Source organism: Polaromonas sp. CG_9.5 (assembly GCF_035984465.1).
Classification (GTDB): domain Bacteria; phylum Pseudomonadota; class Gammaproteobacteria; order Burkholderiales; family Burkholderiaceae_C; genus Polaromonas.
The window spans coordinates 106041-127655 of the sequence record NZ_JAXCHR010000010.1; the positions used below are offsets into that span (position 1 = coordinate 106041).

Annotated in this window: 20 protein-coding genes, 1 tRNA gene and 1 pseudogene; 17 read left to right on the plus strand and 5 right to left on the minus strand. The window is 62.0% G+C overall.

Annotation, left to right across the window (positions count from 1 at the left end):
* The first annotated feature begins 52 nt into the window (after window positions 1-52).
* The gene (locus tag RCH06_RS10140; protein WP_327081339.1) at window positions 53-535 is read left to right on the plus strand and encodes a YqaA family protein; all 483 of its coding nucleotides are present in this window, start codon (window positions 53-55) and stop codon (window positions 533-535) included.
* Window positions 536-542: 7 nt separating this feature from the next.
* On the opposite strand, the gene RCH06_RS10145 is transcribed toward RCH06_RS10140, so the two are convergent.
* From RCH06_RS10145 to RCH06_RS10155, 3 genes are all read right to left on the minus strand, one after another.
* Window positions 543-1298 carry an rRNA pseudouridine synthase gene (locus RCH06_RS10145; protein ID WP_327081340.1) on the minus strand — a complete coding sequence of 252 codons (756 nt, stop codon included), beginning with the start codon at window positions 1296-1298 and terminating at the stop codon, window positions 543-545.
* A gap of 158 nt (window positions 1299-1456) precedes the next feature.
* Entirely contained in the window at window positions 1457-2548 is a 1092-nt protein-coding gene (gene ychF / locus RCH06_RS10150; RefSeq protein ID WP_327081341.1) for a redox-regulated ATPase YchF, read from the minus strand.
* Window positions 2549-2663: 115 nt separating this feature from the next.
* Entirely contained in the window at window positions 2664-3584 is a 921-nt protein-coding gene (locus tag RCH06_RS10155; protein ID WP_327081342.1) for an MOSC domain-containing protein, read from the minus strand.
* 114 nt (window positions 3585-3698) lie between these two features.
* Between RCH06_RS10155 and RCH06_RS10160 the strand changes: the two genes are divergently transcribed.
* The 6 genes from RCH06_RS10160 (at window position 3699) to RCH06_RS10185 (ending at window position 9367) form a co-directional block, all read left to right on the plus strand.
* Entirely contained in the window at window positions 3699-4808 is a 1110-nt protein-coding gene (locus tag RCH06_RS10160; RefSeq protein ID WP_327081343.1) for an FAD-dependent monooxygenase, read from the plus strand.
* A gap of 46 nt (window positions 4809-4854) precedes the next feature.
* Window positions 4855-5589 (plus strand): DsbC family protein, encoded by a 735-nt coding sequence (locus RCH06_RS10165; protein WP_327081344.1) that lies wholly within the window; start codon window positions 4855-4857, stop codon window positions 5587-5589.
* A 166-nt stretch (window positions 5590-5755) separates the two neighbouring features.
* Entirely contained in the window at window positions 5756-6448 is a 693-nt protein-coding gene (locus RCH06_RS10170; RefSeq protein ID WP_327081345.1) for a MarC family protein, read from the plus strand.
* Between the two features lie 44 nt (window positions 6449-6492).
* A complete protein-coding gene (locus tag RCH06_RS10175) occupies window positions 6493-8358 on the plus strand; it encodes a M61 family metallopeptidase (protein ID WP_327081346.1) in 1866 nt (621 codons plus the stop codon).
* A 107-nt stretch (window positions 8359-8465) separates the two neighbouring features.
* On the plus strand, window positions 8466-9254 hold the full coding sequence (locus tag RCH06_RS10180; protein WP_327081347.1) for an enoyl-CoA hydratase: 789 nt from the start codon (window positions 8466-8468) through the stop codon (window positions 9252-9254).
* 36 nt (window positions 9255-9290) lie between these two features.
* Window positions 9291-9367 (plus strand) — tRNA-Met (locus RCH06_RS10185).
* Window positions 9368-9470: 103 nt separating this feature from the next.
* On the opposite strand, the gene RCH06_RS10190 is transcribed toward RCH06_RS10185, so the two are convergent.
* Window positions 9471-9668 (minus strand): hypothetical protein, encoded by a 198-nt coding sequence (locus tag RCH06_RS10190; RefSeq protein WP_327081348.1) that lies wholly within the window; start codon window positions 9666-9668, stop codon window positions 9471-9473.
* Window positions 9652-10035: a hypothetical protein gene (locus tag RCH06_RS10195; RefSeq protein WP_327081349.1), complete on the minus strand. Its 384-nt coding sequence runs from the start codon at window positions 10033-10035 to the stop codon at window positions 9652-9654. Before RCH06_RS10195 ends, RCH06_RS10190 begins: the two co-directional genes overlap by 17 nt.
* 135 nt (window positions 10036-10170) lie before the next feature.
* Between RCH06_RS10195 and trhA the strand changes: the two genes are divergently transcribed.
* The 10 genes and pseudogenes from trhA (at window position 10171) to mdoH (ending at window position 21613) form a co-directional block, all read left to right on the plus strand.
* Window positions 10171-10788 (plus strand): PAQR family membrane homeostasis protein TrhA, encoded by a 618-nt coding sequence (gene trhA / locus RCH06_RS10200; protein WP_327081350.1) that lies wholly within the window; start codon window positions 10171-10173, stop codon window positions 10786-10788.
* A gap of 165 nt (window positions 10789-10953) precedes the next feature.
* Window positions 10954-11403, plus strand: a pseudogene (locus RCH06_RS10205) (putative zinc-binding protein).
* Complete coding sequence (locus tag RCH06_RS10210) at window positions 11400-12011, plus strand: UbiX family flavin prenyltransferase (protein WP_327081352.1); 612 nt, start codon at window positions 11400-11402, stop codon at window positions 12009-12011. The pseudogene RCH06_RS10205 and the gene RCH06_RS10210 overlap by 4 nt, the downstream one beginning before the upstream one ends.
* A 472-nt stretch (window positions 12012-12483) precedes the next feature.
* Window positions 12484-12900: a hypothetical protein gene (locus tag RCH06_RS10215; protein WP_327081353.1), complete on the plus strand. Its 417-nt coding sequence runs from the start codon at window positions 12484-12486 to the stop codon at window positions 12898-12900.
* A gap of 107 nt (window positions 12901-13007) precedes the next feature.
* A complete protein-coding gene (miaB, locus tag RCH06_RS10220; RefSeq protein WP_327081354.1) occupies window positions 13008-14354 on the plus strand; it encodes a tRNA (N6-isopentenyl adenosine(37)-C2)-methylthiotransferase MiaB in 1347 nt (448 codons plus the stop codon).
* Between the two features lie 31 nt (window positions 14355-14385).
* Complete coding sequence (locus RCH06_RS10225) at window positions 14386-15807, plus strand: sensor histidine kinase (RefSeq protein ID WP_327081355.1); 1422 nt, start codon at window positions 14386-14388, stop codon at window positions 15805-15807.
* Window positions 15791-16450 carry a hypothetical protein gene (locus RCH06_RS10230; RefSeq protein ID WP_327081356.1) on the plus strand — a complete coding sequence of 220 codons (660 nt, stop codon included), beginning with the start codon at window positions 15791-15793 and terminating at the stop codon, window positions 16448-16450. Before RCH06_RS10225 ends, RCH06_RS10230 begins: the two co-directional genes overlap by 17 nt.
* Window positions 16447-17835, plus strand: a complete 1389-nt coding sequence (locus RCH06_RS10235; RefSeq protein WP_327081357.1) for a sigma 54-interacting transcriptional regulator — start codon at window positions 16447-16449, stop codon at window positions 17833-17835. Before RCH06_RS10230 ends, RCH06_RS10235 begins: the two co-directional genes overlap by 4 nt.
* Window positions 17836-18044: 209 nt before the next feature.
* Window positions 18045-19643, plus strand: coding sequence for a glucan biosynthesis protein G (locus tag RCH06_RS10240; protein ID WP_327081358.1), 1599 nt, complete (start codon window positions 18045-18047; stop codon window positions 19641-19643).
* The gene (gene mdoH / locus RCH06_RS10245) at window positions 19619-21613 is read left to right on the plus strand and encodes a glucans biosynthesis glucosyltransferase MdoH (RefSeq protein WP_327081359.1); all 1995 of its coding nucleotides are present in this window, start codon (window positions 19619-19621) and stop codon (window positions 21611-21613) included. Before RCH06_RS10240 ends, mdoH begins: the two co-directional genes overlap by 25 nt.
* The last annotated feature ends 2 nt before the right edge of the window (window positions 21614-21615 follow it).

Consider the following 21615-nt stretch of genomic DNA (forward strand, 5'->3'; position numbering starts at 1 on the left):
GGCAGCCCTATGGCCGTTCAATGGCTAGCGCGCTGCCTATACTCAAGCCCCTATGGAAGCCTGGATACAACACCTGATCGAACTGCTTGCCCTGCCGGAATACGGCTTGAGCACCGTCTTCATCGTCTCCTTTATTTCCGCCACCTTGCTACCGCTGGGCTCCGAGCCGGTAGTGTTCGGGCTGGTCAAGCTCAACCCGGCCATGTTCTGGCCCGCTGTGCTGGTCGCCACGGTCGGCAACACGCTGGGCGGTGCGCTGGACTGGTGGATCGGCTTTGGCGCGCACAAGGTGGCCAATAAATACACCCATTCGTCACACCACGGCCGTGCGGTGCGGTGGCTGGAAAAGCTCGGCCCCAAGGCATGCCTGCTCGCTTGGTTGCCCGTCGTGGGCGACCCGCTTTGCGCGGTGGCCGGCTGGCTGAAGTTTCCGTTCTGGCCGTGCCTGGCATACATGGCCGTCGGCAAATTCTTGCGCTATTTTTTGATGACCGGCAGCCTGATCTGGGCGTTTCCGGGCGTGCTAGGCGCTTGAGGCGGGTTTAAAACCGCTCGTAGGGCATCAAATAGCGCCACTGTCCCGGCTGTAACTGGCTCAGCGACATGCGCCCGACGCGCAGGCGTTTCATCGCTTCGATCTTCAGGCCCACGCTTTCGCACAGGTAGGCGATCTGGCCGGGCATTTCGCCCTTCAGGGCAAAACGCAGGCGCTTTTCGCTTTGCCAGCTGACTTTGGCCGGTGGCAGCAAGGCGCCCCGGTAGGTAAAACCGTGGTCAATGCGGTTGAGCCGCTCCAGGCCGCCGGGCCTGATCTCACCGCTGACCTCAACCACCACTTCATGCTCCAGCAGGCGGGCGTCTTCACGCAGCTTGCGCGCGACACGCCAGTCACCTGAAAAAACCACCAGGCCGCTGGCCGCCGTGGCCAGCGGCGTGAGCAACTCGGAGCTGGAAAAATGTTTTTTAAGCGGCCGGATGCCCGAGCGGTCGTCAGGCGAATGATTGGCGGCCGTCAGCAACTGGGCGGCGGTTTGAATGCCGGCATCGCCGCTGGCATTCGCCGCGTCCCGCGACTCATAGCCTGCGGGTTTGTGCAGCAGGAGCGTGACAGGCGTCAGCGCCAGCAGGCTGGCACCGGGCAACAGCACAATCGCCTGGTTCTGCACGCGCGCCTGGGGTTCCTCCACCACCACGCCATTGACAGTAACAAAGCCGCCTTCGATGTACTGCTCGGCTTCGCGGCGTGAACAGGCCAGCATTTCAGCCAGGCGTTTGGCAAGTCGTACCGGTTCGGTCATGGCTGCAGGCGTCTTGGTGAGTCGGGTTTAATAAACTGATGCTATTAAATAAATAGCTGCTTGCGCACGTGGATATTGCGCATAAGGCCTAAAAGGTTTGAAAAATCTCGAAAATCAGCGCTGCACCGGCGTTTAGCCGGCACAACGCAGAATCACGCTCAGGAGCTGAACAAAAAGTTCATCACGTCACCATCCTTGACGACATAGTCCTTGCCTTCGGCGCGCATCTTGCCTGCGTCTTTGGCACCCTGCTCGCCCTTGAAGGTGACGAAGTCGTCAAACGCGATGGTCTGGGCACGGATGTAGCCTTTTTCAAAATCGGTGTGAATCACGCCAGCCGCTTGCGGGCCGGTGTCGCCGACATGAATCGTCCAGGCGCGCACTTCCTTCACGCCAGCGGTGAAATAGGTTTGCAGGCCCAGCAGCGTGTAGGCAGCGCGAATCAGCCGGTTCAGTCCCGGCTCGGTCTGGCCGAGTTCTTCAAGGAACATCTGGCGATCTTCGTCGCTCATTTCAGCCATTTCAGCTTCCATCTTGGCGCTGATGGCCACCACCGGCGCATTTTGCGACTGAGCGTAGGCGGTCAAGCGGTCAAGGAAGGGGTTGTTTTCGAACCCGTCTTCGGCCACGTTGGCGACAAACATCGCTGGCTTGGCGGTAATCAAAAAAAACTGCTGCAGCAGCGGCAGCTCGTCCTTACTGAAGTCCAGCGTGCGCACGGGTTTGGCTTCGTTCAGCGCAGTCTGGCATTTCTCCAGAATGGCGACCAGCTTGGCAGAGTCCTTGTCGCCCGAGCGCGCCAGCTTGCCGACGCGGTGCAGGGCTTTTTCCACCGCCGCCAAATCAGCCAGGCAGAGTTCGGTCTGGATGACTTCGATGTCGTCAATCGGATCGACCTTGCCGGCGACGTGGATCACGTTGTCGTCTTCAAAGCAGCGCACCACATTGACGATGGCGTCGGTTTCGCGGATATGGGCCAAAAACTTGTTGCCCAGGCCCTCGCCCGTGCTCGCGCCGGCGACCAGACCGGCAATGTCGACAAACTCGACAATGGCGCGCTGCACCTTTTGCGGATTGACGATGGCGGACAACGCGTCCAGCCGCGCGTCAGGCACTTCCACGATGCCGACATTGGGCTCAATGGTGCAAAAAGGATAGTTTTCCGCCGCGATGCCCGCTTTGGTCAACGCGTTAAACAGGGTGGATTTACCGACGTTGGGCAAGCCAACAATGCCGCACTTCAGACTCATGACGTACCTTCAAAAACAGGATGGCAAGTGTATGCGATGCCGCCAGCGCAACGTTTTCTGACGAACTTCGCCGGCGCGGCAGGCAGAACGCAGCGCCCCGCCCGCAAGCCTGCAACTACTCAAACCGGTAATTGGCCCCGACCGGCTGGCCGACTTTAAGCAAGTGCTCGACACCGGCCAGCACGATGGCGTCCATGCCGAACGTAACCGCGCCGTTGACGCGCGCATCCTGACGGTAGGCCTGCAGCAGGTCGCCAACCTCCGGGCTGCTATGGGCCGTGGCCGGGTCAATATTGGGAATCGGGCAGCGCGGGCACGGCTTGACCGGCTTGAGCTGAACTTCGCCCTGATCTGTAGCGATGTGCAGCAGCTCAAGCCGGTCTTCATCGTGCGGCAGCACCTTGTCGCCCTTGGCGGGATTACCAAGCACGATGTTGGGCCGAAAGCGTTCCATGCCGACGGCCGCGTGGCCTCTGGCTACCAGCTTTTCATTGAACTGATCAAGCGACGCTTCACTGATGACGAGCAACGCATAGCCGTCGCTGAACTGGTTCGGCGACTCAATGCCATCAGTCCACTGCAGGCTGCTCAGGCGTTTGCCCTCGGGGTCAAAACGCACCAGGCGCGCCGTCGTGCCCAGAAAATCAGTGAACCACTGCGCGGCAATCGGCCCCATGTCATAGGCCGCCACTTCGTCATTCCAGACCTTTACCCGCACTGGCGCTTCGACTTTGTCGAGCGCAATGTGCAGCGCCAGCATGCCGGGGGCGCGCAGCACCATCTCGTAATGCTTGAGTTGCGGCTGGATCAGCGCCATGCGCGGCAGTTCGCGCTGCGTCAGGAAATGGCCGTTTGCGTCCACCACCATCCAGGCGCGGTCAAATTCCAGCCCGGTTTCGAGCAGCAGCGCCTGCTGTACCTCAACGCCAGCGCACGATTTCACCGGATACACATACAACCGGGAAATCACGGCGGCCAGATCGGCCGGTGAATCCGCCGCCACGTCACGCACAGAAGCCGCCTGAATTTCGCTCATTGAATTGCTCACTTTTGCCTTGCCTTTAGGAATGCCGAAGAGCTGAAGCGCCGGACACGATCCTGCGGGTCGCCCCTCAAACTGCTGATTTTGCACTGCCTCCTAAAATGGGGCATGTCCAAAACCTTTGATGTCTGTATTCGTGGCGACGGCGTAGTGGGCCGTACCCTGGCCCTGCTGCTGGCGCGTGAACGTTTGCGCGTGGCGCTGGTCAGCCGCACCCAGCCCGCCACGGCAGCGCCGCCCGCCCCCGATGTGCGGGCCTACGCCCTGAACAGTGCGTCGCGCAGCCTGCTGGAAACGCTGCGGGTCTGGCCCGAAGCGCCGTTTGCCACGCCGGTCAAGGAAATGCAGGTCTGGGGCGACGACGGCGGCCAGATTGATTTCACCGCCAACAGCGTTGGCCAAGAGGCACTGGCCTGGATCGTCGATGTGCCCGCGCTGGAGCAGCAGCTGATTCAGGCCGTGCGCTACCAGCCGCAGATCGAACTCGTGGCCGCCCCCGCCAAAGCCGCGCTGACGGTGGTTTGCGAAGGCAAGAAAAGCACCAGCCGCGATGAGTTTGGCGTGCAGTGGACCGTCAAGCCCTATCCGCAAAAAGCCGTTGCCGCCCGGCTGGACTCTGATTTGCCGCACATGGGCGTGGCGCGCCAGTGGTTTGCCAACGGCGATATCGTGGCTTTGTTGCCGATGGCGGGCGAAGCCGGGAACTCTGTGGCGCTGGTCTGGTCTGTCTCTGTCGAGCGGGCCGAAGCGCTTGAAAAGCTGTCTGCCGAAGCCTTTTGTGCCGCCCTGCAAGCCATTTGTGGCCTTGAGGCGGGCAATTTGCAACTGAGCAGCGAGCGCGCCAGCTGGCCGCTGGCCCTGTCCAACGCTGACCACTGGGTCGGCACCGGCTGGGCGCTGGCCGGCGATGCAGCGCACACAGTGCATCCGCTGTCAGGCCAGGGGCTGAACCTGGGACTGGCCGATGCAGAGTGTTTGGCGGGCGTGCTGGCGCAGCGCGAATATTGGCGTGCGCTGGGCGATGAAAAGCTGCTGCGTCGCTACGAACGCGCCCGCAAGGCCGATGTGGCCGCGATGGGCGCGGTGACCGATGGACTGCACGGCCTGTTTGCGCAAACCGATGACCGTTGGCAGATGCTGCGCAACTGGGGCATGAAAGGGTTTGCACGCAGCAGCCTGCTCAAGCGCTGGGTGGCACGGCAGGCAGCGGGCTTGTGATTTGAAATTACCGATATTTTTTGAACCCCGGAACAGCAGGAACACCATGAAACTAAATCAATTGACCGCCGGCATCAGGCTGGTAAGCCTGGCGGGCCTGCTGGCTTGCAGCCTGAGCGCGGCTTTCGCGCAAGAAGCGGTGATTCGCAAAAACCTGGCCGAACGTTTGCCAGCGCTGTCAAAAATCGACGAAGTCAGCAAGACGCCAATGAACGGGCTGTATGAAATCCGCGTCGACAGCGATATTTTTTATACCGACGCCGAAGGCAACTTTTTGATTCAGGGCAACCTGATTGACACCAAGGGCAAACGCAACCTGACCGAAGAGCGCGTCACCAAACTCAGCTCGATTGACTTTGACGACCTGCCGCTGAAAGACGCGTTTACCCAGGTGCGCGGCAACGGCAAGCGCAAGCTGGCGGTGTTTGAAGACCCGAACTGCGGTTACTGCAAGCGTTTTGAGCGTGACCTGCAAAAAGTGAACGACGTGACGATTCACACCTTTTTGATTCCCATCCTGAGCGCGGATTCGGTCGAAAAATCGAAAAACATCTGGTGTGCCAAAGACAAGAATAAAGCCTGGCTCGACTGGATGATGCGCGAGCAGACACCCGCCAAGGCCAGCTGCGACACCACCGCGCTGGAGCGCAACCTGGCATTCAGCAAAAAGTACAAGATCACCGGCACGCCCACGGTGTTTTTTGCCAACGGCACGCGCGTGCCGGGTGCCATCAGCGCGCCAGAGATTGAAAAGCAACTCGCCAGCGCCGCAGGCAAATAAGCACAGACCGGCAGGTTTTATGGCCTGCCGGTCTTTTTTATAAGCAAATAGTGCTTGTAGCGCACGTCCTGCATGCGCTGACAGCTCTTATTTTCATAGCAAATCAGGCTGTCTTCGCGCACCTTCCACCCGGCCCCTGACAGACAACTGGCGACGAAAGCGGCATGTGTTCATTGAATTACTGATTCTGTTTGGCAAGAGCTTTCTGTTTGTGCTGGCCGCGCTGCTGCCCATCCTGAATCCGGCGGCCACGGCGCCCATCTTTCTGGGGCTGACCGACGGTGCTTCGGTCAGCACGCGCGCGCTCTTGGCCCGGCGCATTGCACGCAACATGTTTGCGCTGATGACCGGCTCGATGCTGGTCGGCTCTTATGTGCTGGACGTGTTTGGCATTTCGCTGCCCATCGTGCGCGTGGGCGGCGGGCTGATTGTGGCCTCTACGGCCTGGCGCTTGCTCAATGCCAACCATGCCACCGACGACCGGCGCACCGAACTGGCTGAATCCTTCACGGTCGAGCATGCGCGCCGCCAGGCGTTTTACCCGCTGACCTTTCCCATCAGCTGCGGCCCCGGCTCGATTGCGGCGGCCATCACTGTCGGCGTGTCGCTGCACGACCAGAAGCTGGCGCTGTCGCTGGCGCGCATGGGCGGCGGTGTGCTGGCGCTGTTTGTGATCGGCATCGTGCTGTACCTAGCGTTGAAGTACGCGCAGAGTCTGCTCAAGCCGCTGGGCGATGCAGGATCGGTGATTTTCCTGCGCTTGTCGGCCTTTATTTTGCTGTGCCTGGGCGTGCAAATTGTCTGGGATGGCCTGGAAGAGCTGCTGCGCAACGTGATTCAGACACCGTCTTTCACCTGACGCCCGCCGGCGCGCTGCGCGGTTTGCATTACCCTTGCAAACCTATGCCCGCCTCTACCATCTCCCCACTCCCGAAATCTTCGACCACCTCAACGCCCAAACGCGCCGACAAGCGGGCCGCTGCTCCGCCTGCGCATCATTACCGCGTCGAGATTGGCGACCTGCACGCCCATCTGTTTCAGGTCACGCTGACGATTGCCCGGCCTGCCGCGCTGCAGCGCGTGTCATTGCCGGTGTGGATTCCGGGCAGCTACCTGGTACGCGAGTTCGCCAAAAACCTGCAGGGTTTGCAGGCGCAGCAGGGCAAGGGCAGCGCGGTGGTGACGCAGGTGGAAAAATCCAGCTGGCAAATCATCTGCACGCCCACCAAGCCGCTGGTGCTGCGCTACCAGGTGCATGCCCACGACAACTCGGTGCGCACCGCCTGGCTGGATGCAAACCGCGGCTTTTTCAACGGCACCAGTGTGTGCCTGCGGGTCGAAGGCCAGGAAAAATCGCCGCATGTGCTGGAATTGCCCGCATCCCGCGCCCTGGCCGGCTGGTCAGTTGCCACCGGCTTGACGCCGCAAAAAATCAACACCCGGGGTTTTGGCAGTTACCAGGCCAGCGATTACGACGAGCTGGTCGATTGCCCGGTGGAAATGGGTGCTTTCTGGAGCGGCAGTTTTACCGCGCGGGGCGTGCCGCACCGCTTTGTGGTGGCCGGCGCGTCAGCCAGCTTTGACGGCGCACGGCTGCTGGCCGACACGCAAAAAATCTGCGAAGCAGAAATCCGCTTCTGGCACGGCAGCAAAAAGCCGCCCCACGAAAATTATCTGTTCATGCTGAACGCCGTCGACGACGGCTATGGCGGCCTGGAGCACCGCAATTCCACCGCGCTGATCTGCACCCGCAAAGACTTGCCGCGTCTGGGCGATGCCAAGACCTCTGACGGCTACACCACGCTGCGCGGCCTCATCAGCCATGAGTATTTCCACACCTGGAACGTCAAGCGCCTGCGCCCGGCCGAATTTGAAAACTACCAGTACGACCGCGAAAACTACACCGAACTGCTGTGGTTTTTTGAAGGTTTCACCAGCTACTACGACGACCTGATGCTGCGCCGCGCCGGGTTGCTGGACAACGCCGCTTACCTGAAACTGCTGACCACCACCCTCAACCAGGTGCAGCAAGCGCCAGGGCGGCTGGTGCAGTCGGTGGCCGAGGCGAGTTTTGATGCCTGGGTCAAGTTCTACCGGCCCGATGAAAACACCCCCAACACCACCATCAGCTACTACGCCAAGGGCGCGCTGATCGCGCTCTGCCTGGACCTGACGCTGCGCACCGAAGGCCGCACCACGCACGGCGCTACGCTGGACGATGTGATGCGCGCCCTGTGGCGGCGTTGCAAGGGCGGCCCGATGCGCGAAGCCGACGTGGCGAAGGTGCTTGACACGCTGGGCTTGCGCTCGTTCGCGCCCGAACTCGCCAGCTGGGTGCATGGGCGGGACGAGCTGCCGCTGAAGGAATTGCTGCATCTGCAGGGCGTGAATGTGCTGGAAGAACCGGCGCAAATGGCCCAACAATTGGGACTGCGCGTCAGCGAAAGCCAGGGCCTGCACATCAAGACCGTGCTGCGCGGCGGGGCGGCGCAGCAGGCAGGCTTTGCTGCAGGCGACGAATGGCTGGGGCTGGAATTGCCCGCAAAACCATCGGCCAGCCGCGCCGCTGCGGCGACGGGCGGCTGGCGCATGAGCCGGCTTGACGATCTGGCGCTTTACGCAGGCAGCGCCAAAAAAGTCATTGCGCTGGTGGCACGCGACAAGCGCCTGATGCGGCTCGAATTGACGCTGCCGCCGGCGCTCACCACCTGGCGGCTGACGGTCAGGGACGCAGCCCGGGTCAACGACTGGCTCGACCCCCAAGCCTGACAAACCCGGCGCTGGGTGCCCGGCAGCACAGCGCCTGGCAAAACGCTGCAGGCACCGTCATCGCCCAACCGGCATGGCATGATTCAATTTTCCAAAAGGACAGACCCATGACGTATGAACTGATAGTGACTTCTACCCAAGGCCCGGATTCGCGCCAGGTCGGCATCGTGACGCTGAACCGGCCCAAGCAGCTCAATGCGCTCAATGACCAGCTGATGGACGAGCTGGGCAGCGCACTGAAGGCTTTTGACGCCGACGACAGCATCGGCTGCATCATTTTGACCGGCAGCGAAAAAGCCTTTGCCGCCGGCGCCGACATTGGTGCGATGGCCAATTACAGCTTTGCCGATGTCTACAACAACGACTACATCACCCGCAACTGGGAACAAATTCGCAGCATCCGCAAGCCGGTGATTGCGGCTGTCAGTGGTTTTGCGCTGGGTGGCGGCTGCGAGCTGGCCATGATGTGCGACTTCATCATTGCCGCTGACAACGCCAAATTCGGCCAGCCTGAAATCAAGCTCGGCATCATTCCGGGCGCCGGCGGCACGCAGCGCCTGCCGCGCGCCGTCGGCAAGGCCAAAGCGATGGACCTGGCGCTGACGGGCCGCATGATGGACGCCAGCGAGGCCGAGCGCGCCGGACTGGTCAGCCGCGTGGTGCCGCTGGACAAGCTGATGGACGAGGCGCTGGGCGCGGCCTTGATGATCTGCAGCTACGGCCAGCCCAGCGTCTTTGCCGCCAAGGAAGCCGTCAACCGCGCCTTTGAAAGCGGCCTGAGCGATGGCGTGATGTTCGAGCGGCGCCTGTTCCATGCCCTGTTCGCCACTGAAGATCAGAAAGAAGGCATGGACGCCTTCGTCAATAAACGCAAGCCAGCGTTTACCCATCGCTGAAAAGGCCGTTTTAACTGGCTATAATCCTGATCTTTCGGTGATATAGCTCAGTTGGTTAGAGCGCAGCATTCATAATGCTGATGTCGGTGGTTCAAGTCCACCTATCACCACCAGTCAAGACAAAGGCCGCTAAGGACATTTCCCTAGCGGCCTTTTTCATGGGTAAGTCAACAATTTACCGTGCCGGGAACGCATTGGACGTTGGCACAAAAATTCTCACCCTTCGGCCTTTTCAGGATCAAACGGCGGCCCTTCCTGCATGGATTTAAAAATGTCTGCGAGTTGTGCGGCCAGATCAATGCCTTCCAGACTTCCCTGCAAGTCGTCATTCAGAAAAAAACCATACTGTGCCAAGCACTCTTCGGCACTCTCATGGCACGGCGGGTCGTTGGGATCTTCAGGCTTTTGTTTCATGATTTTCAGTGCGCCAGTCAGTGATGCAATAACCATTGACAGCGCCATTGAAATAGACGCTCACGTCACGCCCGAAAACGGGGCTGAACTCAAACATCACACGAACGCTATCGGGCGGGTCTTCTCCTGCGCGGCTGTGTGCCGTTGCCTTGGCGCGCAAGTAGCTGTTCACTTCCTCAAGTTCAGTGTCCGTCAGAAGAAAGTCAGTTGTTTTCAGGCCCATAGGTACTGTGTTAATTTGATTCAGCAGCCGCGCCAAACCAGCCTGTCTTGATCGCGCCTGTAAAGTTATATTACTGCGCAGGCCAACCTGCTGTGCGTTGCGCGACCAACGCCACTGAATCACTGGAAAGACTTGATGCGTCATATTTCGTTGCATAAGCGGTAAAAGTGGACACCTTGCACCAGACTTTCGCCATCGGCAATTTTGAAGTTCAAGCCAACGACATGCGCGCGGTGGAGCAGCTGGCGCGCCAATTGCCGTTCGCGGCTTGAGCCTGCGATGTACGACGGCGAGCGCTTCAACAGCATCAGCCACCTGGTGGGTGCGGCGCTGGCGCTGGCCGGCTCGGTGGTGCTGATCGTGATGGCGGCGCGCCTGGGCGACCCCTGGAAAATCGTCAGCTTCAGCGTCTACGGCGTCATGCTGGTGCTGCTTTATGTGTTTTCCACGCTGTATCACAGCGTGCGCGGCCCGGCCAAGCACGTGCTGCAAAAGTTTGACCACTGCTCGATTTACCTCTTGATTGCCGGCACCTACACGCCGTTTGCGCTGGTGTCCCTGCGCGGCATCTGGGGCTGGTGGCTTTTTGGCGTGATCTGGGCGCTGGCGCTGGTGGGCATCGTGCAGGAAATCTGGTGGGCCAAAGGCGCGCGCATCCTGTCGCTCATCATTTACGTGCTCATGGGCTGGCTGGCGATGGCAGTGGTGTTGCCGCTGTGGAAGGCGCTTACGCCGGCGGGCTTTGCCTGGCTGGCAGCAGGGGGCGCTTGTTACACGCTGGGGATTGTGTTTTATGTGCTGGATCAACGGGTGCGCCACGGCCACGGCCTGTGGCACCTGTTTGTCATGGGCGGCAGCCTCTGCCACTTCTTCACCATCCTGTTTTACGTGGCCTGACTCACAAAGCTGAAATGACAGCGTCTTCTTGTCTTGTATTGAAATGCCCTGCCCCGTGGGCGCGCGGCTGTCCCGCCTGACCTTTGACTTTGCCTGCACCGGCCAGCCATCTGGGTCGCAACCGGTGCTGGCGCGCTTGACGGCATAGCATTCGAAAGCGAAATTATGAGCGCGCAAACCCAGCCGCGTCCTTTGGCGTATGCCTGCGCGGGCGGCTCCAGCGCAGCCCCCCACTTGCCCACCCTGTCTCAGTGCTATCAGACGGCGGCGGCGTAGCTGAAAATGCCGTGCATTGCCGGTGTCGGCGGCGACGTTCCCGGCCTGCTCAAGACTGCGGACCCGGGTCGGTCTATCATTGCGCTCGACGGCTGTCCGCTGGTCTGCGTCAAAAGCAGCCTGGCTCGCCACGGCATCGCGCCGGAACGGCGTTACCAGCTGCAACAATACGGTGTTAAAAAACGTCAGCATGAAGACTTTGACCTGGAGCAGGCCACCGCCGTGCTTGAACGTGTAAACGCCGATCTATTAACTGAAATACCGAGCGCAAAGCCATCCCTTGACATGACAAACTCCTCACTCCATCAGGCCTTCAACAGCAGCGCGCCATCCCCATGAACACCGCATTCGCCCACATTTCCGCGCCACGGCGCATCATCGTCGGCATCTCGGGTGCCAGCGGGGCCGTCTACGGCGCGCGCCTGCTGCAAGTGCTGCGCGACACCCCCGGCATCGAGTCGCACCTGGTGGTGTCCGACGCCGGCTGGCGCAACATCGAGCTGGAGCTCGACATGGACTGCCGCTACGTCGAAGACATGGCCGACCATGTGCATGACATAGACAACCTCAATGCCGCCATTGCCAGCGGCTCTTTTGCCTGCAGCGGCATGGTGATTGCACCGTGCTCGATGCACACCCTGGCGTCAGTGGCGCACGGCCTGTGCGACAACCTGCTCACGCGCGCCGCCGACGTGATGCTCAAAGAGCGCCGCCGCCTGGTGCTGCTGGTGCGCGAGTCACCCCTGCACGCCATGCACCTGCGCAACATGCTCACCGTGACCGAAATGGGCGGCGTCATCTGCCCGCCCGTGCCCGCGTTCTACCTGCACCCGCAGTCCATCGGCGACATCGTCAACCACAGCGTAGCGCGCGCGCTCGATTTGCTCGACGTGCCGCACAACCTGGCCAAACGCTGGCAAGGCGCGGCGCTGGCCGAAGCCGCCTGAGCAAGCCAGCCGCAAACCATCCCGAGTCCGTTCCTGCGCCCGCTCCGGGCGCCCGTCTCTGCCCCCGCACCCGGCCCCACCCGTTCTGGCTGGGCCTGTTATGACCCGGCAAAGCGGGATCAGGGCGAGCGATTGTCTGAGCCGAAGGCGAGTTCGAGCTCGACCCCCGCTTTGCCGGGTCAGCACAGGTTGCCCGAAGGGCCCCAGCCAGCCGGGTCGCCTTTTCTTTGCTTACTTTCTTTTGGCGAAGCAAAAGACAAGTGAGTTGCCGCCGGGCACCCCCCGGCCAGCCAGCCCAAGCAAAGCGCACAAAGCGACGAACACAAAATCCGTCACAGAAACACCAGCACACGCAAAGCGCCAAGTACACCAAAAGCATTCGACGCGCCAAACATCCTCCTGAAGCACCGCAAAAAAGACCGCCTGAGATAATGCGCTGTTTCCCCTCTTCACCAGCCTCTGGACGTACACCATGAACCGCTGCACACCGCACACCCTAGTCACCGTGGCCGTTCTGGCCGCATCGGCCTTCCTGGCGTCCTGCGCCCACGACACCACCGGCGCCGGATACGCTGTCCGGAACTTCCCCCCCGCCGCCCTGCGCGGCGAGCTGATGGTGCAAGCCCCGCCCGTCATCACCCTGGACGGCAAGCCCGACCGGCTCTCGCCCGGCGCACGCATCCGCGACACCAACAACATGCTGGTCATGTCGGGCACGCTGGTCAACCAGAAAGTGGTGGTCAATTACCTGCGCGAATCGGCTGGCAATGTCCATGAAGTCTGGATTCTCAACAGCGAAGAAGCCCGGCTCAAGCGCCCCAACAGCAAAGCCTCATGGTTCAGCTTTGGCAGCAGCGACGGCGCGCCAGCCGCCGTCAAACCGAACTGAGCGGCGTGGCCGCAGGCCGGCCCGCCTTTTTCCTGCAATTTTTTAATCAAATCAGCCCCTTGCGCACGGCCTACCTGCGCAAGCAGCTATCAATCCAGTAGCAAATTATGTCCAAAAAAGTCTTTATAAAAACCTTCGGCTGCCAAATGAACGAGTACGACTCGGACAAGATGAGCGACGTGCTGCATGCCGCCGAAGGCTACGAAAAAACGCAAAACATGGAAGAAGCCGACCTGATCCTGTTCAACACCTGCTCGGTGCGCGAAAAAGCGCAGGAAAAGGTTTTCAGCGACCTGGGCCGCGTCAAGCACCTGAAAGAAAAAGGCGTATTGATTGGCGTCGGCGGCTGCGTCGCCAGCCAGGAAGGCGCGGCCATCATTGCGCGCGCACCGTATGTCGATGTGGTGTTTGGCCCGCAAACGCTGCACCGCCTGCCGCAACTGCTGGCCAGCCGCGCCCGGCTGAACAAGCCGCAAGTCGACATCAGCTTTCCTGAAATCGAAAAGTTCGACCACCTGCCGCCTGCGCGTGTCGAAGGCGCCAGCGCTTTTGTCAGCATCATGGAAGGCTGCTCGAAATACTGCAGCTACTGCGTCGTGCCTTACACGCGCGGCGAAGAAGTCTCGCGGCCGTTTGAAGACGTGCTGGTTGAAGTGGCCGGTCTGGCCGACCAGGGCGTGAAGGAAGTCACGCTGCTGGGCCAGAACGTCAACGCTTATCGCGGAACGATGGGCGGCACGGCGGAAATCGCCGACTTTGCGACGCTGCTCGAATACGTCTCTGACATTCCGGGCATTGAACGCATCCGCTACATCACCAGCCACCCGAACGAATTTACCCAGCGCCTGATTGACGCTTACGCCACGCTGCCCAAGCTGGTCAACCACCTGCACTTGCCGGTGCAGCACGGCGCAGACCGCATTTTGATGGCCATGAAGCGCGGCTACACGGCGATGGAATACAAAAGCACGATTCGCAAGCTGCGCGCCATCCGGCCCGATCTGGCGATGAGCAGCGACTTCATCGTCGGCTTTCCGGGCGAGACCGAAGAAGATTTTCAAAAGCTGATGGCGCTGGTGCATGACGTCGGCTACGACACGTCGTTCAGCTTTATCTTCAGCCCGCGCCCCGGAACGCCTGCGGCCAATCTGGCGGACGACACGCCGCACGCGGTCAAGCTCAAGCGTTTGCAGCACCTGCAAGCCGTGCTCGACGACAGCGTGCGCGCCATCAGCGCCAGCCGGCTCGGCACGGTGCAGCGCATTCTGGTCGAAGGCACGGCGCGCAAAGACACCACCGAGCTGATGGGCCGCACCGAGTGCAACCGCGTCGTCATCCTGAAAGGCCAGCCGCGCCTGATCGGCCAGATGGTCGATGTAAAAATTACCGAGACCAGCCAGCGCTCGTTGCGCGGCGAAGTGCTGACGCAGCAAGACGAGCCCGTTGCCGCCTGAGCCTGCCGCTCTGCACCCACGCGCCAGGTCCATGCTGCAGCGGTTTTCGTTTCGACAACTGCTGGTCGTTGCTTTTTTGCTGACGGCGGCGTTGCTGGGCGCGGCCTCGTTGCGGGCGCTGTTTGCACTTGAAGACCTGACCGTGCAAAGCCGCGACAACGCCGCGCGCGCGCTGAACCTGAGCGGAGCGGCGCAGTCGCTGCGTGAGCGCAGCGTGTCGATGGAGCGCAGTGCGCGCCAGTCGGTGGTGCTCGACGACCGCGTGTTGCGGCAACGCTTTCGGGACGAAGCCCGCGACGCAGGCAAGCTGTTGATGCGGCTGGCCAGCGAGGAAATCCCCGCCGCCAAGACGCAGCCTTGGCGCGAACACCTCGAAACCATGCAGGATTTGCTGACCGGCCCGTTTGATACCGCGCTGGAGCGCGACCGTCAGCTGGCGCAGGAGTTTCGCGAACTCGACAGCATCAACACCGCCATTGCCATGCAGGTGCAGCAAACCATCCAGCAACGCAACGTGTCGCTGCAGGGCAGGCTGGAAACCAGCCGCCACCGGCTGGCGCAGCAAGTCATCGGCGCGCTGGTGCTGGCGGTAGTGATGGCGCTGGCGTTTGGCATGTGGTTCACCCGCCCCTTGAAGCGGCTGGAAAACGCCATCGTCGGCCTGGGCGAAAACCGGCTTGACCGGGTGATTGCGATTGCCGGCCCGGCTGACCTGGCGCTGGTCGGCGAGCGCCTGAACTGGCTGCGGCTGCGGCTTGTGGAGCTGGACGCTGACAAGTCGCGCTTTTTGCGCCACATCTCGCATGAACTTAAAACGCCGCTGGCGTCGCTGCGTGAAGGCGTGTCGCTTCTGGAAGACGGCGTGGCCGGCCCCTTGAGCCAGGATCAGCGCGAGATTGCGCAAATTCTCAAACACAACACCGACGTGCTGCAAAGCCAGATTGAAGACCTGTTGCGCTTCAACACCGCTGCCTTCGAGGCGCGCCAGTTGCACCGGCAAACCGTCGATTTGCGGCAACTGATAGAAGACCAGGTGGAGGCGCAGCGGCTGCAGTGGCGTGCCCGCGAACTGACGGTCACCGTCACCGGCGAGCCGCTGAAGATGGACGTAGACCCCGAAAAAATCGGCACTGCGCTGGCCAATTTGCTGTCCAACGCCATCCGTTATTCACCGCTCAAAAGCACCATCGAACTGATCTTGAGCCAGCAACCCGGCGTGGTGCAACTGGACATTCAAGATCAGGGCGTCGGCGTCGCGCCCATCGACCGTGAACGCATTTTCGAGCCCTTTTACCGGGGCGAACGCCAGCCAGAGGACGGCGTGCGCGGCAGCGGTATTGGCCTGTCCATCGTGCAGGAATACATTGCTGCCCACGGCGGACGCATTGCCTTGCTGCCCGACGCCACCAGCACCCATTTCAGAATCGAGTTTCCGCATGTTTTTAAAAGCTGATTTTTTTGCGCAGGCCACCCGCAGGCGCTTGTGGGCGTCAGGCGGCTGGCTGGCGACGGCCTTGCTGACAGGCTGCACGCTTCCGGCCGCCCCTAAACTCGCGCCGGACGCCACGCCAACAACCGCCATGCCGCCGGCGGCAAGACCCGGCAAGCTGGCGTTCCCTCCTCTCGCCGCACCCAACCCTGCACCGGCCAACGAAGGGCTGCTCCGGGCGCTGGCCTACGCCGACCGGGTGCGCACGCTGTCGGCCACAGAGCTCGGTCAGGAAGTCGCGCGGCTGAACCATCCGGTGGTGCCACTCGACCAGTTGCAACTGGCACTGGCACTCAGCCAGTTGCGCCAGCCCTCCGAACTGACACGCGCCCAAGAATTGCTGAGCCGCCTGCTCGTCAATACCGATGCCCAAGCCCAAGCGCTGCACCCACTGGCGCGTCTGCTGGCGGCCCGCTACGGCGAACAGCGCCGCCTTGAAGACCTGCTTGACAAGCAAACCCAGCAAACGCGTGACGCGCAGCGCCGGCTGGAGCAAACCCAGGACAGGCTGGAGGCGCTGAAGGCAATTGAACGCAGCTTGACCAGCCGGCCCCACACGCCCGCTGCTCAAGCACCTGCCAACCGTGCCCGCCCGACCGCACCATGACCGAATCCCCCCAACCCACCGCCCTCAACCTGTTGGTCGTCGATGACGACGCCGACATGCTGCGCCTGCTGACCATGCGGCTCACGGCGGCGGGCTACCGCGTCACCGCCGTCACCTCGGCAGAAGCGGCGCTGACGCAGCTGCAGCTGGAACGCCCCCAGCTGGTGCTGAGCGATGTGCGCCTGCCCGGCAAGGACGGTCTGGCGCTGTTTGACGAGATTCGCGCCCAGCACCCGTCGCTACCGGTCATTTTGCTGACCGCGCACGGCACCATTCCCGACGCCGTCGAGGCCACCGAGCGCGGCGTTTTCACCTACCTGACCAAGCCGTTTGACGGCAAGGCGCTGCTCAACAAGATTGCCGAAGCGCTGGCCCTGAGCGCGCCGGTGCATGTGGCCCAGCGCGGCAGCCCGCAAGCCTGGCAGACTCACATCATCAGCCGCTCCAGCCGCATGGCCGAAGCGCTGGCCGAAGCGCAAATGGTGGCCCATTCCGACGCCAGCGTGCTGCTGCGCGGCGAAAGCGGCACCGGCAAGGAGCTGCTGGCCCGCGCCATTCACCAGGCCAGCGCCCGCGCCAGCAAACCGTTTATCGCCGTCAACTGCGGCGCGATTCCCGAAGCGCTGCTTGAATCCGAGCTGTTCGGCCACGTCAAGGGCGCGTTCACCGACGCCGTGAGCAACCACAAGGGGCTGTTTCAGGCGGCTGACGGCGGCACGCTGCTGCTGGATGAAATTGGCGACATGCCGCCGGCCTTGCAGGTCAAGCTGCTGCGCGTGCTGCAGGAGCGCGAAGTGCGGCCCGTGGGTGCCAGCCAGTCGATTCCGGTCGATGTGCGAATTATTTCAGCCACGCACCGCGACCTGGACGCGGCGATGGAAGCCGGCGACTTTCGCGCCGACCTGTATTACCGCCTCAACGTCGTGACGCTCACGCTGCCGCCGCTGTCCGAGCGGCGCGAAGACATTCCGCTGCTGGCCAACCATTTTCTGGTCACGCTGGCGACCAAGTACGGCAAGCGCCTGAGCGGCTTTGCGCCTGAAGCGCTCAAAGCCCTGGGCCTGGCGGCCTGGCCGGGCAATGTGCGCCAGCTCTACAACGTGGTCGAGCAGGTCTGCGCGCTCTCGACCACGCCCTTGGTGCCGCTGGCGCTGGTGCAGCGCGCACTGCGCTCGCCCAGCGTGCAGGTGCTGACGTTTACTGAGGCCAAGCAACGCTTTGAGCGCGACTATCTGGTCGGCCTCTTGAAGCTGACCGACGGCAACGTGGCCGACGCCGCCCGACTGGCCGACCGCAACCGCACCGAGTTTTACCGCCTGATGCAAAAGCACGACCTCACGCCGGGCCACTTCAAAGGCGACGGCGTCAGTTTGGCTGCCGAGTAAATTGCCAGTCGCTTTTTAGCGACAAGGCAAGCCGTTGATTTGAAAAGACTTTTCAAATCAAGCCTGAATACTGTCGCTGATTGGCGACAAAAACCGGGCTTTTCAGCGCCATTTTCTTGGTATTCGCGCCAGAAAAATCAAAAACGGTTGCAAGTCATTGATATAAAAAAGCTTTTTCAAGTTGGCACAGGGTTTGCCCTAGTCAATCCATGCAAGCTTTTTTCAGTCATGCGCCCTGCCGCCCGCAACGAACGTCTTCTGTGCGTTTTGCTGCGCTGGTGGTGGCCGTCGCACTTTCTCTTTTCGCCGCCCAGGCGCACGCCTGGAGCCTGGATGATGTGGGCGCGCTGGCCAGCCAGCGCGCCGCTATTCCTTTCAAGTCCGCGCAGCAGGCCGTGCCGCCCGAGCTGGCCCAGATGGACTACGACGATTACCGCGACATTCGCTTCAAGCCCGACAGCACGCTGTGGCGCGCCGACAAGCTGGCGTATGAAGCCAATTTCTTCCATGTTGGCCGACACGGCGACGCGGTGCGGGTCAATGAAATCACGCCCGCTGGCGTCAAGCGCCTGCCCTACGATGCGGCCCGGTTCAACTTTAGCAAAAACAAGTTGTCGCCAAAAAACTGGGGCGACATTGGCTATGGCGGTGTGCGCTTTTTCAGCAACCTCAATTCGCCCACCTACAAAGACGAGCTGATTGTTTTTTCGGGTGCCAGCTATTTTCGCGCCCTGGGTGCCGGCCAGCGCTACGGCCTGTCGGCACGCGGTTTGGCGGTCGATACGGCCGGCCCGGCAAAAGAAGAATTTCCGCGCTTCACCGACTACTGGCTGGAAAAGCCCGCCGTTGAAGGCGGCCCGCTGACGATTTATGCGCTGATGGATTCCGAGCGCATGACCGGCGCGTACCGCTTCGACGTCAAGCCGGGCGAGCAAACCGTGACCGAAGTGCATGCGCGCATTTACATGCGGGCCACCGACAAGCCAGTGACCACGCTGGGCATCGCGCCGCTGACCAGCATGTTTTTCTTTGGCGAGAACCAGCCCCGGCCCGGCGACTTTCGGCCTGAGGTGCATGACTCGGACGGCCTGATGGTTGCCACTGACGATGGCAAAGGCGGTGGCGAATGGCTCTGGCGGCCACTGCAAAACCCGGCCAAGCCGCTGGTCACCTCGTTTGCCATGCAGCGCCTCAAGGGCTTTGGCCTGATGCAGCGCGACCGCAATTTCCACAGTTTTGAGGACACCGAAGCGCGCTACGAACTGCGCCCCAGCGCCTGGGTCACGCCGCTCAATGGCTTTGGCGCGGGCCGCGTCGAGCTGCTGCAATTTGCAACACCCGACGAAACCCACGACAACGTCGCCGCTTACTGGGTGCCTGAAAAAATGCCGGCTCCCGGCGAGCCGCTGGAGCTGGCCTACCAGATTGCCTGGCAGGGCAAAAACCAACAGCTGCCACCCAACGGCTGGGTCACGCAGTCACGCCGGGGCATTGGCTACCACAAGCTGGGCGCCGATGCGCTGGGCCAGCAGGTGCAATTTGTCGTTGACTTTGCCGGCCCGGCGCTGGACGCGCTGCTAGACGATGCCAAGGTCGAGGCCGTCACCACGGCCAGCGCCAACGCCCGCGTGGTCGAAAGCCTGGCCTACCGCAACCCGGCTACCGGCGCCTGGCGCATGACGCTGCGCGTCGAGCGCCTGAAACCCACTGACCCCGCCCAGGCCAATCAGCCCATAGAGCTGCGCGCCTTTTTGCAAAACAACAACCACACCCTGAGCGAAACATGGACCAACCTGATCACCAATTGAATCGCACCGAGAATCGCCGCAGCCTGCTGCGCGAGGAACGCCATCCGAACGCCGTCACGGCACCGCCGGTGCATCGCGGCTCGATGGCACCGCGTCCGTGGCGGGGTTTCTGGAACAGTCTGGGCACCGCCGCACTGCTGCCGCTGCTCAAGCTGACAGGCGCAAGCGCGCCCCAAGCCGACAAAGCCGAGGCACAGGAGCCTTGGCAGCGCGCCGCCACGCGCCGCCGCACGGTATTTTTGCTGCTGACCGTCATCAGCACCGTGATGGCAACCCTGCTGTTTGCCGACATGCAGCCCGACTACGACAACGCCTGGCTGCAATACGGCCAGCTGGCCCTGTTTTCACTGCTGTCCGCCTGGGTGGTCACCGGCTTCATGACGGCGATGATGGGCTTTTACGTCACGCTGTTTGGCGACGCGCACACGCTCTCAAGCAAGCAGGTGCAGCACCACACGCTGGACAAATCCACCCGCACGGCGATCATCATGCCGATCTGCAACGAGGACGTGCGCACCGTGTTTGCCGGCTTGCGCGCCACCTGCGAGTCGCTAGCCACGACCGGTCACACGCAGGCGTTTGACGTGTTCGTGCTGTCTGACAGCAACGACGCCAGCCTCATCAAGCAAGAGCGCGCCGCCTGGGAAGCGTTGCGCACGCAACTCGCCAGCCAGCCCGATCAGCCGCAAATCGAGGTTTATTACCGCCTGCGCAAGCGCCGCAGCGACCGCAAGGCCGGCAATGTGGCCGATTTTTGCCGCCGCTGGGGCAAGGACTACCGCTACATGGTGGTGCTGGACGCTGACAGCGTGATGAGCGGCGACTGCCTGGTCTCCATGGTCAAGCTGATGGAAGCCAACCCCAAGGCCGGCATCATCCAGACCGCCACCCAGGCCATCGGCCATGTCACGCTGCATGCGCGCGCGCAGCAGTTTGGCTCGCGCGTGACGGGCCGGCTGTTCACGCTGGGCATGCAATATTGGCAGATGGGCGAGTCGCACTACTGGGGCCACAACGCCATCATCCGCATTGAGCCCTTCATGCAGCATTGCGCCCTTAGCCGCATCAAGGGCACGGGCGGCATGGCCGGCAGCATCATGTCGCACGACTTTGTCGAGGCCGCGCTGATGCGCCGCGCCGGTTACCACGTCTGGCTGGTGGCCGATTTGATTGGCAGCTACGAGCAGCAACCGCCTGATTTGCTGGCCGAGCTGCAGCGCGACCGCCGCTGGTGCCAGGGCAACCTGCAAAACTCGCGCCTGATTGCCGAGCCCGGCATTCACCCGGTGCATCGTTCGATGTTTGCCACCGGCGCGATGGCGTATCTGTCTGCGCCGCTTTGGCTGTGCTTTATGACACTGGGCACGGCGCTGTGGCTGTCGGGTTCGCCGATGGTGAGCGACTGGAACGTGCTGCCCGGCGAGCTGATCTCGCTGTGGGCCTGGACACTGAGCATGCTGTTCTTGCCGCGCATTCTGGGCCTGCTAGCGGTACTGCTCAAGGGCCAGCAAAACGCCTATGGCGGCACCGCCAGCCTGCTGCGCAGCGCGCTGCTGGAAACGCTGATCGCCCTGCTGCAAGCGCCGATTCGCATGGTCGCCCACTCGCTGTTCGTCGTCGTCGCCATGACCGGCCTGAAGCTGGACTGGAAATCGCCCCCGCGTGAAGCCGCCGCCGTGCCATGGAAGCATGCGCTGCAGCAACTCGCCCCGATGAGCCTGGTCATCGTTGCACTCGCCGCCGGCATTGCCTTGATTGACGCCAGCGCGCTGGTTTGGCTGCTGCCCGTCGGCCTGCCGCTGCTGCTGGCCATTCCGATGACCGTGCTGACCAGCAAGGTCGGTGTGGGCAGCGCCATGCGGGCGCAAAAATACCTGCTGATTCCCGAAGAAACCCGCTCGCCCGCCGTGCTACGCCGCGCCTGGCTGCACGCCAGCGAGCGGGCCAAGCCGCGACTGAAAGCAGCCTGAAG

Bases quoted from the DNA above. Each gene is read 5' to 3' on its own strand.
- RCH06_RS10140 (WP_327081339.1), top strand. From the start codon at position 53: ATGGAAGCCTGGATACAACACCTGATCGAACTGCTTGCCCTGCCGGAA.
- RCH06_RS10145 (WP_327081340.1), bottom strand. From the start codon at position 1,298: ATGACCGAACCGGTACGACTTGCCAAACGCCTGGCTGAAATGCTGGCC.
- ychF (WP_327081341.1), bottom strand. From the start codon at position 2,548: ATGAGTCTGAAGTGCGGCATTGTTGGCTTGCCCAACGTCGGTAAATCC.
- RCH06_RS10155 (WP_327081342.1), bottom strand. From the start codon at position 3,584: ATGAGCGAAATTCAGGCGGCTTCTGTGCGTGACGTGGCGGCGGATTCA.
- RCH06_RS10160 (WP_327081343.1), top strand. From the start codon at position 3,699: ATGTCCAAAACCTTTGATGTCTGTATTCGTGGCGACGGCGTAGTGGGC.
- RCH06_RS10165 (WP_327081344.1), top strand. From the start codon at position 4,855: ATGAAACTAAATCAATTGACCGCCGGCATCAGGCTGGTAAGCCTGGCG.
- RCH06_RS10175 (WP_327081346.1), top strand. From the start codon at position 6,493: ATGCCCGCCTCTACCATCTCCCCACTCCCGAAATCTTCGACCACCTCA.
- RCH06_RS10180 (WP_327081347.1), top strand. From the start codon at position 8,466: ATGACGTATGAACTGATAGTGACTTCTACCCAAGGCCCGGATTCGCGC.
- RCH06_RS10190 (WP_327081348.1), bottom strand. From the start codon at position 9,668: ATGAAACAAAAGCCTGAAGATCCCAACGACCCGCCGTGCCATGAGAGT.
- RCH06_RS10195 (WP_327081349.1), bottom strand. From the start codon at position 10,035: ATGACGCATCAAGTCTTTCCAGTGATTCAGTGGCGTTGGTCGCGCAAC.
- trhA (WP_327081350.1), top strand. From the start codon at position 10,171: ATGTACGACGGCGAGCGCTTCAACAGCATCAGCCACCTGGTGGGTGCG.
- RCH06_RS10210 (WP_327081352.1), top strand. From the start codon at position 11,400: ATGAACACCGCATTCGCCCACATTTCCGCGCCACGGCGCATCATCGTC.
- RCH06_RS10215 (WP_327081353.1), top strand. From the start codon at position 12,484: ATGAACCGCTGCACACCGCACACCCTAGTCACCGTGGCCGTTCTGGCC.
- miaB (WP_327081354.1), top strand. From the start codon at position 13,008: ATGTCCAAAAAAGTCTTTATAAAAACCTTCGGCTGCCAAATGAACGAG.
- RCH06_RS10225 (WP_327081355.1), top strand. From the start codon at position 14,386: ATGCTGCAGCGGTTTTCGTTTCGACAACTGCTGGTCGTTGCTTTTTTG.
- RCH06_RS10230 (WP_327081356.1), top strand. From the start codon at position 15,791: ATGTTTTTAAAAGCTGATTTTTTTGCGCAGGCCACCCGCAGGCGCTTG.
- RCH06_RS10235 (WP_327081357.1), top strand. From the start codon at position 16,447: ATGACCGAATCCCCCCAACCCACCGCCCTCAACCTGTTGGTCGTCGAT.
- RCH06_RS10240 (WP_327081358.1), top strand. From the start codon at position 18,045: ATGCAAGCTTTTTTCAGTCATGCGCCCTGCCGCCCGCAACGAACGTCT.
- mdoH (WP_327081359.1), top strand. From the start codon at position 19,619: ATGGACCAACCTGATCACCAATTGAATCGCACCGAGAATCGCCGCAGC.